At 61.7% G+C, this 15,485-nt stretch carries 8 protein-coding genes; 1 reads left to right on the forward strand and 7 read right to left on the reverse strand.

Going from position 1 to position 15,485, the window contains the following annotated elements:
- Nucleotides 1–173 precede the first annotated feature (173 nt).
- The 7 genes from AEQ63_RS02490 to AEQ63_RS02520 form a co-directional block, all read right to left on the reverse strand.
- Nucleotides 174–1,091, reverse strand: a complete 918-nt coding sequence (locus AEQ63_RS02490) for a LysR family transcriptional regulator (RefSeq protein WP_064361657.1) — start codon at nt 1,089–1,091, stop codon at nt 174–176.
- Nucleotides 1,092–1,262: 171 nt separating this feature from the next.
- Complete coding sequence (locus AEQ63_RS02495) at nt 1,263–2,129, reverse strand: ABC transporter permease (RefSeq protein WP_064361658.1); 867 nt, start codon at nt 2,127–2,129, stop codon at nt 1,263–1,265.
- Between the two features lie 20 nt (nt 2,130–2,149).
- Nucleotides 2,150–3,010 carry an ABC transporter ATP-binding protein gene (locus AEQ63_RS02500; RefSeq protein ID WP_042610147.1) on the reverse strand — a complete coding sequence of 287 codons (861 nt, stop codon included), beginning with the start codon at nt 3,008–3,010 and terminating at the stop codon, nt 2,150–2,152.
- A gap of 17 nt (nt 3,011–3,027) precedes the next feature.
- On the reverse strand, nt 3,028–3,924 hold the full coding sequence (locus AEQ63_RS02505) for a TauD/TfdA dioxygenase family protein (protein ID WP_064361659.1): 897 nt from the start codon (nt 3,922–3,924) through the stop codon (nt 3,028–3,030).
- A gap of 351 nt (nt 3,925–4,275) precedes the next feature.
- A complete protein-coding gene (locus tag AEQ63_RS02510; protein WP_042610145.1) occupies nt 4,276–5,643 on the reverse strand; it encodes an HlyD family type I secretion periplasmic adaptor subunit in 1,368 nt (455 codons plus the stop codon).
- Complete coding sequence (locus AEQ63_RS02515; protein WP_064361660.1) at nt 5,633–7,789, reverse strand: type I secretion system permease/ATPase; 2,157 nt, start codon at nt 7,787–7,789, stop codon at nt 5,633–5,635. The genes AEQ63_RS02510 and AEQ63_RS02515 overlap by 11 nt, the downstream gene beginning before the upstream one ends.
- A 33-nt stretch (nt 7,790–7,822) precedes the next feature.
- Nucleotides 7,823–9,175, reverse strand: coding sequence for a TolC family outer membrane protein (locus tag AEQ63_RS02520; RefSeq protein WP_064361661.1), 1,353 nt, complete (start codon nt 9,173–9,175; stop codon nt 7,823–7,825).
- A 360-nt stretch (nt 9,176–9,535) separates the two neighbouring features.
- Between AEQ63_RS02520 and AEQ63_RS02525 the strand changes: the two genes are divergently transcribed.
- On the forward strand, nt 9,536–15,485 hold a 5,950-nt coding region (locus tag AEQ63_RS02525), incomplete at its 3' end, for a retention module-containing protein (protein WP_152972316.1).

A 15,485-nucleotide genomic window follows, 5' to 3' on the forward strand; every position in this document is an offset into this window, starting at 1 on the left:
TGCTGACGAAAATTGACTTATCGGCAGGTTATAAGTGCATCAGACACAACGATTATCCCCTGTAGGAGTGAGCCTGCTCGCGATAGTGTTGTGTCAGACTCCAACCATATCAACTGATACACCGCTATCGCGAGCAGGCTCACTCCTACAGGGGATTTGTGCGCAATTCGAGATTATGGCTGTGCGGCCAGCCACGTTTCATCGCAGCAGGTCTTGAGGGTTTCGCGCAGCCAGCGGTGGGCCGGGTCCTTGTCGAAGCGCGGGTGCCAGGCCTGGGTCAGCATCAGCATCGGCAGCGGAATCGGCAGGTCGAACGAGCGCAGTTTCAGCCCCAGCCGCCGTACGCTGAGCAGGGCCTCTTTGGGCACCGGCAGGATCAGGTCGGAGTCAGGCAAGGCAAACATCGCCGCATGAAAACTCGGCGCGATGACCGCCACCCGGCGCTCCAGCCCCAGCGCGTTCAGCGCCGTATCGATCGGGCCGCGAGCAATGCCCCGGCGCGACATGCTGATGTGGGAAAACCCGGCGTAGCGTTCGGCAGTGATTTCGCCATCGAGCAACGGATGGTGCTCGCGCACCAGGCCGACGAAGTGGGTGGAGAACAGGTTCTGCACTTTCACTTCCGGCGTGAGCGGACGGGTATTGCTGACGCTCAGATCGATGCGGCCTTCGCGCAGCGCCTCATCGTCGCCGTCACCTTCCGGGACGAAGCGTAATTCGCAATGCGGGGCGAGCTGGTCGAGGGTGTCGAACAGCTTGCCGCCGTAGACGCCGACGAAGAAATCATTGGCACGGATGCTGAAACGCCGGCGCAAGGTGCCCAGCTCGACGCTGTCGGCGGAGCGGAACAGCAGCGCCGCCTGCTCGACCACGTCGCGTACCTGTTCGCGCAGCTCAAGAGCTTTGGGTGTCGGCACCAGACCGCGCCCGGCGCGGACCAGAATCGGATCGCCGATGGCTTCGCGGATCCGCGTCAGCGTGCGGCTCATGGCCGCCGGGCTGAGGTTCATCCGCCGCGCCGCACCGACCACACTGCCCTCGTCGAGCAAGGCATCGAGGGCGACCAGAAGGTTCATGTCCGGGAGTTGCATGCTGAGCACTCTTGGCTGATCTGGATTGATCTGTGCGCAATGCTAGCAAACATACTCAAGAGTGGCGGAGCCTTTGAAAAAGCTATCGCGAGCAGGCTCACTCCTACAGGGGAACGCATTTCAAATGTAGGGGTGAGCCTGCTCGCGATTGGGCCAGCCGGCATACCATTGTTAACGTTGCATACCCCAACGCTTGACGGTCACACGCTCGAGGGTATCGAACACCAGATTCTCCACCAGCAAGCCAATCAGGATCACCACCGTCAATCCGGCAAACACCTTGTCGGTGTACAGCTCATTGCGATTCTGAAAGATGTACCAGCCCAGCCCGCCCTTGCCACTGGTCGCGCCAAACACCAGTTCGGCGGCAATCAACGTGCGCCAGGCGAACGCCCAGCCAATTTTCAGACCCGCGAGAATCGACGGCAGCGCCGCCGGGATCAGGATGAACAAGACCAGGCGCAAGCCCTTCAAACCATAATTGCGCCCGGCCATGCGCAGCGTCTCGGAGACGCCGAGAAATCCGGCATAAGTGTTCAGCGCCAACGCCCACAACACCGAATGCACCAGCACGAAGATCAGGCTGTTCTGCCCCAACCCGAACCACAACAACGCCAGCGGCAGCAGGGCAATCGCCGGCAACGGGTTGAACATCGAGGTCATCGTACTGAGCAAATCACGCCCCAACTGGGTCGAGACCGCCAATGTCGTCAGGGCGAACGCGAGAACGATGCCGATCAGGTAGCCCTTGATCAGCACCACCAAAGATATCCACACCTTGGCCAGCAGCTCGCCACTGAGCACACCGTCAAACAAGGCCTGTGCGGTTTGCAAAAAGCTCGGCAGCATCAGGTCGTTGTTCTGAATCCGCGCGACCACTTCCCAGATAATCGCCAGCACGATCAGGATCAGGCTTTTGCGCAGCCAGCCCTGTTGCCACAGGCGCGTGCCGAGCGGCAATTCGCGCTCGACCGGCACTGCGGTCAGCGGCTCGAGCACGGTTTCGAATTCTTCACGCACGGATGATGAATGGCTCATCGGGTAGTCCTCCTGGCCGCTCAATAGGCGATGCGAATGTCGTTGAAGTCATGCTCACGTTCGGTCTCCGGCGCCTGGCCTTCATCGAACAGCAGACGATGAATGCGCCGCGCCGATTCCTGAAACGCCACGCCACCGAGGCTGTGCAGATCGTATTGATGGCTGTGCACTTCGGCGCGCACCCGCCCCGGATGCGGCGACAGCAACAGGATGCGATTGCCCACCACCAACGCCTCTTCGATCGAGTGGGTGACGAACAACAGGGTGAAGCGCACCTCTTCCCAGAGCAGCAGCAATTCCTCCTGCATCTTGCGGCGGGTCAGCGCATCGAGTGCAGCGAAGGGTTCATCCATCAAAAGGATTTTCGGCTGCATGGCCAACGCCCGGGCGATCGCCACCCGCGCTTTCATGCCGCCGGACAAGGTGTGCGGATAGGCGTCGGCGAACGCCGCCAGGCCGACCTTTTCCAGATAGTGCAGCGCGCGTTCTTCCGCGTCCTTCTTGTTCAAGGTGCGCGAGGCCAGCAACGGGAACATCACGTTCTGCTTCACGGTTTTCCACGGCGGCAACTGGTCGAATTCCTGGAACACCACAATGCGGTCCGGCCCCGGTGCGTCGACGCGTTGACCTTGCAGGCGGATCTCGCCTTCGCAGGGCTGGATGAACCCGGCGACCGCTTTGAGCAGGGTGGATTTGCCACAGCCGGACGGGCCGAGCAGGACGAAACGATCCGCCGGATCGACGGCGAAACTGACCTGGTGAGTGGCGCGCACCACGCGTTGCGGCGTGCGGTATTCGAGGCTGACGTGATCGACGGCCAACAACGCTTCGCTGTGGGCGATCGGGTTGCTGGCCGCGTGGCCTGGCAAAGGGGCGTTCATGGTCGATCTCCGGCAAATCAGAAAGGCGCGTCGCCCTGAATGGTCGTGCGATACAGCTTGCGGCGCAGATGCGCGGGGCAGCCGGCGGCGAGGTGGATCAGCGAACGGTTGTCCCAGAACACCAGATCGTGGGGTTCCCACTGATGGCGGTAGATGTTTTGCGGCAGCACGCTGTGGGCGAAGAGTTCGGCGAGCAGCTGGCGACTTTCGTCCTCCGGGAGGCCGACGATGCGCGTGGTGAAGCCTTCGCTGACGAACAGCGCCTTGCGACCGTTTTCCGGATGAGTGCGTACTACCGGGTGCACCACTTCAGCGACTTGGGCCAGTTGTTCCGGGGTCAGGGTCGGGCGCCAGTTGCCTTCGAATTTGGTTTCGCTGTAGCGCGCGGTGTAGGAATGCGCGGCGGAACGCCCTTCGACCGCGTTGCGCAACGCAGCGGGCAGGTTGTCCCAGGCTTTGTGCATGTCGGCAAACAGCGTGTCGCCGCCCTCGGAGGGCAGCTCTTGGGCGTGCAGCATCGAGCCGAGACTTGGCAGCTCTTTATAGGAAAGATCGGAATGCCAGAACTTGCCGGCGTCACCTAGACCGATGTTCTGGCCGTTCTCGATGATGTTGGAAACGATGAGAATTTCCGGGTGATTGGCCAGCAGGAACTGCTTGAGCACATGGATCTGCAACACGCCGAAGCGACGGCTGAAATCGATTTGCTGTTGCGGGGTGATCTGCTGATCGCGAAAGACCACGACGTGGTGATCCAGGTGCGCGCGGTGAATGCGCGCGAAGTCCTGCTCGTTGACCGGTCGGCTGAGGTCGAGGCCAACGATCTCGGCGCCGACGGCAACGCTGAATGGACGAATTTCGAAAACTTGTGGCGCGGCAGTTGCGGCGCTTTCGGTGGCAGTAGCGGCGGACATCAATCATCTCCCACGCACGGCGCGCTCACGGACGCGCACGTCGATCAGACACTCACGCTGGATTGCGTGTCGGTTCAGGTCGTGCGGCGCGCCGATTGGTCGGCAGGTACGCAGGTGGGTGACTTTATAGCTATAAGAATTGGAAATTAAATACCGTTAATGAATAACGATATGACGAAGGGTAAGGACGTTGAGTGACGATTTTTGTCACTTCCCGACAGAGATGCGGCGCTTGGGCTAGCGCTATCGCGAGCAGGCTCACTCCTACAGGGATCGCATTCCATCTGAAGAAATGCAATCAACTGTAGGAGTGAGCCTGCTCGCGATGAGGCCAGCAAGGCCACCGAAGATCTAGCGCTCGTGCAACGCTTCAGCCCGCGCCCGAATGATCGGCTTCAGCAAATAGCTCAACACCGATTTCTTGCCCGTGATGATATCCACCGAAGCAACCATCCCCGGAATGATCAACAGCGGTTTGTCGTCCGTGCCCAGATGACTGCGCTCGGTGCGCACCTTGATCACGTAATAGGTGGTTTTCTTGTCTTCGTCGGTGATGGTGTCGGCGCCAATCTGCTCGAGTTGTGCCTTCAGCCCGCCGTAAATGGTGTAGTCATAGGCGGTGAATTTGACGATCGCTTCCTGCCCCGGATGCAGGAACGCGATGTCCTGCGGACGGATCTTGGCTTCGACCAGCAGGGTGTCATCCAGCGGCACGATTTCGACCATGTCGCTGCCCGGCTGGATCACGCCGCCGATGGTGTTGACCAGCAACTTGTTGACGATACCGCGCACCGGCGAGGTGACCAGCGTACGGCTGACGCGGTCCTCCAGCGCCTTGCCGGTGGCCTGGGCCTTGTTCAGATCGGTGCGCGCTTCGTTGAGCTGGGTCAGCGCTTCGCTGCGGAATTTGCCGCGGGTTTCGTCGATCTTGCGCTGCACTTCTTTGATCGCCGATTCCGCGCGCGGGATGGCCAGCGTGGTCGCGTCGAGCTGGCCACGGGTCTCCACTTCGGCACGCTTGAGGCGCAGCACTTCTACCGGCGAGACCGCGCCCTGCGCCACCAGCGGCTCGGACATATTGATTTCCTGACGCTGCAAGCCGAGCTGCTGACGGTACTGCGCTTGCTTGGAGCTGAACTCCCGCAGCTCCTGCTGACGCTGGATCAGCTGCTCCTGCAGGCCGCCGATTTCATCGTGCAGTTGCTGACGCCGGCTGATGTACAGCGACTCTTCGCTTTTCGCCTGGCCCGGCACCGCTTTGAGCACGTCTTCGGGGAAATTCAGCGGACGATCATCGACTTCCGCGCTCAGACGCTCGACCCGCAGCAGCATCGACAGGCGATCGGCCTCGGTTTCGCCGACGTTAGAGGCAAACCGCGTGTCGTCGAGACGAATCAGCGGCGCGCCGGCCTCGACAATCTGGCCTTCCTTGACGAACAGCTCGGAGACGATTCCCCCCTCCAGGTTCTGGATTTTCTGGATTTTCGACGAGGGAATTGCCTTGCCGTCGCCCTTGGTCACTTCGTCGATCACCGCGAAGTTGGCCCAGAGCATCAGGAATACAAAGAAACCGATAATCGCCCAGATGGTCAGGCGCACGACGCGCGGGGCGTCTTCGATCAGCGCTTTGTTGACCTCGGGCAGCGGCTGGCCCTGCAGCGAGGCAGAACCCTTGAAGTAGCGACGGATCGACTCCTTGACACCGGACTTAAGCAACACTGATCTGCCCCTTCTTCAACGCTTCCATCACGGCGGCTTTCGGGCCGTCGGCGAGAATCTGTCCGCGATCGATCACCAGCAGGCGATCGACCAGCGACAACAACGATGCCCGGTGCGTGACCAGCACCACGGTCTTGTTTTCGACCACCGCCGCGAGGCGTTGCTTGAGGCGTTCTTCGCCGGTGTTGTCCATCGCACTGGTCGGCTCATCCATGAGCAGAATCGGCGGATTGAGCAACAGCGCCCGGGCCAGGGCGACGTTCTGCCGTTGGCCGCCAGAGAGGTTCTGCCCGCGCTCGCCGACTTGCAGTTCATAGCCTTGCGGATGCAGACGGGCGAATTCGTGGACGCCGGCCAGTTCGGCCGCCTGCAGGACAAGCTCGTCTTCGACGTAACGGGCGCCGGACACCAGGTTGTCGCGCAGGGTGCCGGACAGCAGTTGAATGTCCTGTGGCACGTAACCGATGTTGTAGCGCAGTTCGCTGACGTCGATCTGGCGGATGTCCACCCCGTCGACCAGCAACGCACCGTCGTCCGGTTGGTACAGACCGACCAGCAATTTGGCCAGCGAGCTTTTGCCCGAGCCGCTGCGGCCGATGATGCCGATCTTCTCGCCGGGACGGATCACCAGGTTGATGTTCTTCAGCGCCGGGTTCTGTTGATCCGGGTAGGTGAAGCTGAGCTGACGGCATTCGATCGCACCCTGCAGAACCTTGCGGCTCAGCGGGCGCTCTTCGAAATTGCGCTCCTGCGGCAGCTCCATCATCTGGTCGACGGAGGTCATGGTCACCCGCGCCTGCTGATAGCGCGTGAGCAGACCGGACAGCGACGCCAGTGGGCTCAGCGCGCGGCCACTGAGCATATAGCAGGCAATCAGCCCGCCCATGCTCAGGTTACCGGCGATGATCTGGTACACGCCGAAGACGATCATGATCACCCCGGCCAGTTGCTGGATCAGCAAGGTGATGTTCATCGCCAGACCGGAGAGCATTTTCACTCGCAGCTCGAGGCGGCTGAGGGCGCCAATGGTCTGCTCCCACTGATACTGGCGCTCGCTTTCGGCGTTGTTGACTTTGACCGCGTCGAGGCCGGCGAGGGTTTCGATCAGGCTCGACTGGCGCTCGGCGCCCAGCGCCATGGTGCGCTCCATGGTCGCGATCAGCGGCTTCTGCAAGGCGTAGCCGATCAGCAGGGCAATCGGGAATGCCAGCACCGGAATCCACACCAGATGCCCGCCGAGAATGGCGATGACGATGAAAATCAGGATGGTGAACGGCAGATCGATCAGGCTGGTCAGGGTCAGCGAGGCGAGGAAGTCGCGCAGGCTCTGAAATTCATGAATGTTCTGCGCAAAGCTGCCGACCCGCGCCGGGCGGTATTTCATCGCCATGCCGACGATGCGCTCGAACAGCGTGGCGGAGATGATCAGGTCGGTTTTCTTCCCGGCCAGATCCAGGCACAGACTGCGCAGGCTCTTGAGGATCAGATCGAAGATGTAAGCGCCGGTGATACCCAGCGCCAGCACCCACAGGGTCGCTTCGGCCTGGTTCGGCACCACGCGGTCGTAGACGTTCATCACGAACAGCGGCGCGGCCATGGCGATGATGTTGATCAGGAAACTCGCGGCGATCGCATCGGCGTAGAGCCAGCGCGAACGCTTGAGGGTGTCGCGAAACCACGAGCGTGCCCGCGGGATCAGCGTGCCGTGGTTGACGTCGAATTTGTGCTGCGGCTGGGCGAAGAACACTTTGCCGGTGTAATCGTCGGTCAGCAGTTCGCGGCTGACCACCGATTCGCCGCCATCGCTTTCGCTGAGCAGCACCCGCGCATCGTTTTCGCCCTGCCAGCCGAGCAGGACGGCACTGCGGCCATCCTTGAGCAGCAACAGCGCGGGCATGGCGATCGCCGGAATCTCTTCGAGCTTGCGCTGCAACACCCGCCCCTGCAGGCCGGCGCGAGCCGCTGCGCGGGGCAGCAACTCGACACTCAAACGTTGTTTGGGCAGCGGCAGGCCGGTGGTCAGCATCGCTGCGCTGGCAGGCTTCTGGTGCAGCATGCACAGGGCGAGCAGACCATCCAGCAACGGATCGTCATGCAACGCGCGTGGATCATGGCTGAGTTGAACTCGACTGACTTCTGATTCCACGCTCGACACTCTTTAACAGTTGGAAGGGATAACTCAGTTCATCCCAGGCAGCTGGACCTTGGGCTTCACGTCGTTCTGCACAACGGATGCCAACGGCGCGACCACTCCCTGGCTTTTGAGCAATTGGCCCATGGTCGCCTTGATTCGGTACTGAGTAAATAACTGAATGTTCTTGATTTCCGCCAGACGCCGCGAGGCGGTGAACAACTCGTTTTCGCTGTCGAGCAAGTCCAGCAGGGTGCGCTCGCCGAGGCTGAATTGACGCTGGTAGGCGGTACGCACCGAAGTGCTGTGGTCGACGTACTGCTGGGCAATCGGCACCTGGGCGTTGGCGTTGTTCAGCGCATTCCAGGCCAGGCCAAGCTCTTCGTTCAACTGGCGCAGGGCGTTATTGCGGATGTCCAGCGCCTGGTTGGCCAGGTACGACTTGGATTCCAGATCAGCTTTGTTGCTGCCGCCGGAATACAGGTTGAAGCGCATGCGCAGCATGGCCTGCCATTCGTTGTTGTGGCCGTTCTGGCCGTCGAGATCGTTATCCGCGGTGCGCCCCGGTGCGGCGTCGAAGCGCGGGTAGAAGGTCGATTTCGCGGTGGCGAACTGCTTGTCGGCAGCGGCGATGTCCGACTCGGCGGAGCGCAGGATCGGGCTGTTTTCCAGCATCTGCGCGCGGGCTTCGTTGAGGTTGGCCGGCATCATCGCCATGAACGGCGCCGGCCGCTCGAGCTGGTCTGGCATCTGGCCGACGGCGCTGAGGAAGTTGGTTTCCGCATCGGCCAGGTTGGTCTGTTCGGTGATCAGGTTGTTGCGGGCCTGGGCCATGCGGGCTTCGGCCTGATCGAGGTCGGCACCGCTGCCGACGCCGCGCTGGGTGCGCAACTGGATCTGGTCGTAGATGCGCTGGTGGCTCTTGAGGTTTTCCTCGGCCAGACGGACGAATTCACGGCGGGTCAACACGTCCAGATACACCTGGGCGACGGTCAGCGCGGTGCGCTCGGAAGTGCCGAGCAGGGAGTAAGCACGGGAGCTGACGTTGGCTTGTTGACGCGCGACTTCGTTGGACGTCGCAAAACCGTCAAAAACCATTTGCGAGAGACGTAAACTTGACTCGCTGCGGTTCAAAGTCTCCCAATGATTGCCGCCACCGTTCGCTCGGGTCGTCACGCTGTCAGTACCTTCACGGCCATAACCGCCCAGCAGATCGACCTTGGGCAGGTATCCTCCTTTCGCCGCCTTTAATTGATAATCCGCCGCCAATCGACTGTTGACCCCCGCCTGAATCTCCGGATGGACATCCAGCGCCTGTTGCATGGCTTCTGGTAAGGATTGTGCTTGTACAAAGGAGGCGGCGAGAGCGAAGGGAGCAGCAAGGAGCAAAAGCGAACGCATGGTTGGAATTTTCCCGGAACTTCTTGTCTTGAATCACAGCAAAAACGTGGCGCTGCGTCGGATGATGGCAACCCGAATGACCGTATGTCGGAAAGTTCAAAAGAGGAACTGGATGACACGCTGAAGGACAGGTCGCCGCGGAAATATCAATGTGACATTAGTGGGGCGATTGTTTAGGATGGCTCCCAGAAGGTCAATAGTTTGGCATAAAGTTAATCGCGATAATTTATAGCCAGATTATTGACGGAAATACAGCGTCAATAAGTTATCCATTTATAGAAAGTACGTCCAGACTGAAGTGGCGCCGACGCCCGTCAGGTCCATGGAAGTCAACTGAATGTGACACCCGGAGAGTCTTCAATGAGCAGTGTTGTTGCCGTCGTCAAAAGCATTGTCGGTCAGGTTTTCGTGGTGTCCCCAGAGGGCGTGCGTCGCGTACTCGTTGAAGGCGATCGCCTGTATGTCGGCGATCAGATCGATACCGGTCTGTCCGGCGCAGTGTCGCTGGAACTGGCCGATGGCCGCACGCTCGATCTGGGCCGCGACACCCAGTGGAGCGCCAGCGCGCCTGACTCCAGCACTGACCTGGCCGAAGCCACCGCGCAGGCGGCACCTTCTGTTGAAGAACTGCAGCAAGCCATCGCCGCCGGTGTCGACCCGACCACTGCGCTTGAATCCACCGCGGCCGGCCCGACCGCCGCGGGCACCGGTGGTGCTGCCGGTGGCGGCCTCAGCTTCGTCATGCTCGACGCCACTGCTGGCCGCGACGATCCGACCATTGGCTTCCCAACGGCGGGCATCAACGCCGCCGGGCCAGTCGCGCAGGACCCCACGGGCGGCCTGACCACCGACACCACCCCCACTGCGCCGCGCGATTCGACCCTGAGCCTCAGCGCCACGCCGACCATCACCGAAGCCGGCGGCGTGCTGGTGTACACCGCGACCCTGACCCAGGCACCGCTGACCGACCTGACCATCACCTTGTCCAATGGTGCGGTGATCGTCATTCCGGCCGGCGCCACCACCGGCACTGTCAACGTGCCGATGGCACCGAACGACACGGTCTATAACGACCCGACCCAGATCGACGTGACCGTCACCGGCACCAGCGGCGGCAACGGCATCACCGTAACCCCGCCGACCGTCCCGGCGACCACGCAAGTCACCGACACCGTCGACACCACTACCGTGACCTTGACGACTGGCTCGAGCGTCACCGAAGGTGGGCAGATCACTTACACCGCGACATTGACCAACCCGGCGCAGACGCCGGTTACCGTCACCCTGTCGAACGGTTCGACTATCACCATCGGCGCTGGCCAGACTACCGGCACTGTCAACGTGCCGACCCCGCCTAACGACGTCTATAACAACGGCAGTACCGTTACGACGACGATCACCGGGGCTACCGGTGGCAACTTCGAAAACCTGGTGCCGAACCCGACGCCAGCCGTCACTACGATCACCGACTCGGTCGACAACACCGGCCTGACCCTGACCGCGACCAACAACATCGTTGAAGGCGGTCAGATCACTTACACCGCGACCCTGACCAACCCGGCGCAAACCCCGGTGACCGTCACTCTGTCGAACGGCTCGACTATCACCATCGGCGCTGGCCAGACTACCGGCACCGTCAACGTGCCGACCCCGCCTAATGACGTCTATAACAACGGCAGTACCGTTACGACGACGATCACTGGCGCTACCGGCGGCAACTTCGAAAACCTGGTGCCGAACCCGACGCCAGCCGTGACCACGATCACCGACTCGGTAGACAACACCGGCCTGACCCTGACCGCGACCAACAACATCGTCGAAGGCGGCCAGATCACTTACACCGCGACCCTGACCAACCCGGCGCAAACCCCGGTTACCGTCACCCTGTCGAACGGTTCGACCATCACCATTGCGGCCGGCGAAACCGCCGGCACCGTCAACGTGCCGACTGCGGCCAATGACGTCTACAACAATGGCAGCACTGTCAGCACCACGATCACCAGTGCAACCGGTGGCAATTTCGAAAATCTGGTGCCAAGCACCACGCCAGCGGTTACCACCATCACCGACTCGGTCGACGACACCGGCCTGAGCCTTACCGCCACCGGCACCGTCGCCGAGGGCGGCCAGATCACTTACACCGCGACCCTGACCAACCCGGCGCAAACCCCGGTAACCGTCACCCTGTCGAACGGCTCGACCATCACCATTGCGGCCGGCGAAACTGTCGGCACCGTCAACGTGCCGACAGCGGCCAATGACGTCTACACCAATGGCAGCACTGTCAGCACCACGATCACTGGTGCAACCGGCGGCAACTTCGAGAATCTGGTGCCAAGCACCACGCCAGCCGTCACCACGATCACCGACTCGGTCGACAACACCGGCCTGACCCTGACCGCGACCAACACCATCGTCGAAGGCGGCCAGATCACTTACACCGCGACCCTGACCAACCCGGCGCAAACCCCGGTTACCGTCACCCTGTCGAACGGTTCGACCATCACCATTGCGGCCGGCGAAACCGTCGGCACCGTCAACGTGCCGACTGCGGCCAATGACGTCTACAACAATGGCAGCACTGTCAGCACCACGATCACCAGTGCAACCGGTGGCAATTTCGAAAATCTGGTGCCAAGCAACACGCCAGCGGTCACCACCATCACCGACTCGGTCGATGACACTGGCCTGAGCCTCAGCGCCACCGGCACTGTGGCCGAAGGTGGGCAGATCACCTACACCGCCACGCTGACGAATCCGGCTGGCACTCCGGTAACCGTGACCCTGAGCAACGGCTCGGTGATCACCATCGATGCCGGCAAAACCACCGGCACCGTCACCGTTCCAGCGCCTGCCGATGACGTCTACAAAGACGCCGGCCAGGTCGAAGTCAGCATCAAGGACGCCACCGGCGGCAACTTCGAGAATCTGGTGCCGAACACCACCCCGGCGGTGACCGAAATCACCGACACCGTCGATCCCTCGACGGTGAAACTGCCCGCTGACACCTCGGTTGCCGAAGGCGGAACCGTCCCTTACACCGCCAGCGTCGGCGCGCCCGTCACCGGCTCGCCTGTCGTCGTGACGTTGGCGAACGGCCAGAACATCACCATCGCCGTCGGCCAGACCACTGGTTCCATCACCTACACTGCACCGAACGATGCCTTGACCGGCAACGCTCCGCTGACCAACTCGATCACTGGCGTCACCGGCGGTAACTTCGAAAATCTGGTTGCAGATAACACCCCAGTCTCGACCACCGTTACGGATGTTGCCGATACCACCAACCTGTCGCTGAGTGCGACAAACTCGGTGGCCGAGGGTGGCCAGATCACTTACACCGCGACCTTGACCAATGCTGCTGGCTCGCCAGTGACCGTGACCTTGTCCAACGGTGCCGTGATCACTATCAAGGCTGGCGAAACCAGCGGCACTGCGACCGTTCCTGCACCGTCCGATGACGTCTACAAAGACGCCGGTTCCGTCCAGGCGACGATCACCAGCGCCACTGGTGGCAATTTCGAGAACCTGGTGCCAAGCACTGCTCCAGCCGTGACGACAGTCACCGACACCATCGACACTTCGACCGTCAAACTGACCGCTGATACTTCGGTGGCCGAAGGCGGAATCGTCACTTACACCGCGACCGTCGGCGCGCCAGTCACTGGTTCGCCTGTCGTCGTGACATTGGCCAACGGCCAGATCATCACCATCGCCGTCGGCCAGACCACCGGCAGCGTTACCGCCCCCGTATCGAATGACGTCCAGATCGGTCACGCACCGCTGACCAACTCGATCACCAATGTCAGCGGTGGTAACTACGAGAATCTGGTGGCCGACAAGACCCCGGTCAGCACCACAGTGACGGATACCGTCGACACCACCAGCGTCGCGCTGACTGCCACCGGTAACGTCAACGAAGGCGGGCAGATCACCTACACCGCAACCTTGAGCAACCCGGCCGGCACGCCTGTGACCGTGAATCTGAGCAACGGCTCGGTCATCACCATTGAAGCGGGCAAGACCACCGGCACCGTGACCGTTCCGGCACCTGCCGATGACGTCTACAAAGACGCCGGTAAAGTCGAAGTGACCATCAAGGACGCCACCGGTGGCAACTTCGAAAACCTGGTGCCGAATCCGACGCCAGCGGTGACCAACGTTGCCGACACCGTCAACACCACGCACCTGACACTCAGTGCCGAGAGCTATGTGCTCGAAGGCGCTTCGATCACTTACACCGCAACGCTGACCAACGCCGCGCAGACCCCGGTCACCGTCAACCTGAGCAATGGCCAGACCATCACCATTGAAGCAGGCAAGACCAGCGGTTCGGTGACGATTGCCGCACCGAGCGATGACGTCTACAAGGACGTCAGCAAGCTCACCGTGACCATGACCGATGCCAGCGGCGGCAACTTCGAAAAGCTCGACGTCAGCAAGACTCCGGTCAGCACCACAGTCAACGATACCGTCGACACAACCGCGCTGACTCTGACTGCCAGCGATACCGTCAGCGAAGGCGGCCAGATCACCTATACCGCGACCCTGAGCAACCCGGCCGGCACCGCCATGACCGTGACCCTGGCCAACGGCGCAGTGATCAATATCGCAGCCGGCGCCACCAGCGGTTCGGTGAATTTCCCGGCACCCGCCAACACCCCATACATCGATGGCAGCAACGTGCGGACGGCAATCGCCAGCCACAGCGGCGGCAATTTCGAGCGCGTCGAGGCCGATCGTTCGGCAGTGGTGACCAAAGTCACCGACGCCGTCGACACCACTGATATCAGCCTGAGCGCTACCGGCAGCGTCGCCGAGGGCGGCTCGATCGTCTACACCGCTACCCTGAGCAATCCGGCCGGCTCCGCCATGACCGTGACCCTGAGCAACGGCGCGGTGATCAGCATTGCCAAAGGCGCGAGCACCGGCAGCGCAACCGTCGCCGCGCCCGCCGATGATGTCTACAAGGACGCCGGCAAGATCGATGCGAGCATCACCAAGACCAGCGGTGGCAACTTTGAAAACCTGGTGGTCGACAAGACCCCGGCAGTCACCAACGTTACTGACACCATCGACAACAGCACTGTTTCGCTGACCGCCAGCGCCAGCGCGGTCGAAGGCGGCGCGGTCGTCTACACCGCTTCGGTGACCGCACCGGTCACCGGTTCGCCGGTAGTCGTCACCCTGTCCAACGGCCAGACCATCACCATTCCGGTCGGCGCCAGCAGCGCCAGCGTCAACTTCACCGCGCCGAACGATGCACAGGCCGGCGGCAACACCTTGAGCGTGAAAATCGATGGCGCCAGCGGTGGCAATTACGAAAATCTCGTGGCCGACCAGACCCCGGCGGTAACCTCGGTGACTGACGTCGCCGACACCACCAGCCTGGCGTTGTCCGCGACCGGCTCTGTGGCCGAGGGCGGTTCGATTGTCTACACCGCGACCCTGAGCAACCCGGCCGGCACGCCGGTTACCGTGAGTCTGAGCAACGGCGCGGTGATCACCATCGAGGCTGGGAAAACCACTGGCACCGTCACCGTTCCGGCACCTGCCGATGACGTCTACAAAGACGCCGGCAAAGTTGAAGTCACGATCAAGGACGCCACCGGCGGCAACTTCGAAAACCTGGTGCCAAGCACCACGCCAGCGGTTACCGACGTCACCGACACCGTCGATACCTCGACGGTCAAACTGACCGCCACCGAGACAGCGGCCGAGGGCGGCACCGTCACCTACACTGCCACGGTTGGCGCTCCGGTCACCGGTTCGCCTGTGGTCGTGACCCTGGCCAACGGTCAGAACATCACCATCGAAGTCGGCAAGACCAGCGGCAGCGTGAGCACCACCGCGCCGAACGACGTCCTCGCCGGACACGCGCCACTGACCAACTCGATCACCAATGTCAGCGGCGGCAACTTCGAAAACCTCGTCGCCGACCAGACCCCGGTCAGCACCACCGTGACCGACACCGTCGACACCACCAGTCTGTCGCTCAGCGCCACCGGCGCGGTGAACGAAGGCGGCCAGATCACCTACACCGCAACCCTGAGCAACGCCGCCGGCACACCGGTGACCGTGACCTTGAGCAATGGCGCGACGATCACCATCGAGGCCGGCAAAACCAGCGGCACCGTGACTGTCGATGCGCCGAAAGACGACGTCTACAAAGACGCCGGTTCTGTGCAGGCAACGATCACCAGCGCCACTGGTGGCAACTTCGAAAGCCTGGTTCCAAGCACCACGCCAGCCGTCACTCAAGTCACCGACACCATCGACACTTCGACGGTCAAATTGACCGCTGACACTC

This window comes from Pseudomonas sp. RIT-PI-o, from assembly GCF_001297215.1.
GTDB lineage: Bacteria > Pseudomonadota > Gammaproteobacteria > Pseudomonadales > Pseudomonadaceae > Aquipseudomonas > Aquipseudomonas moraviensis_A.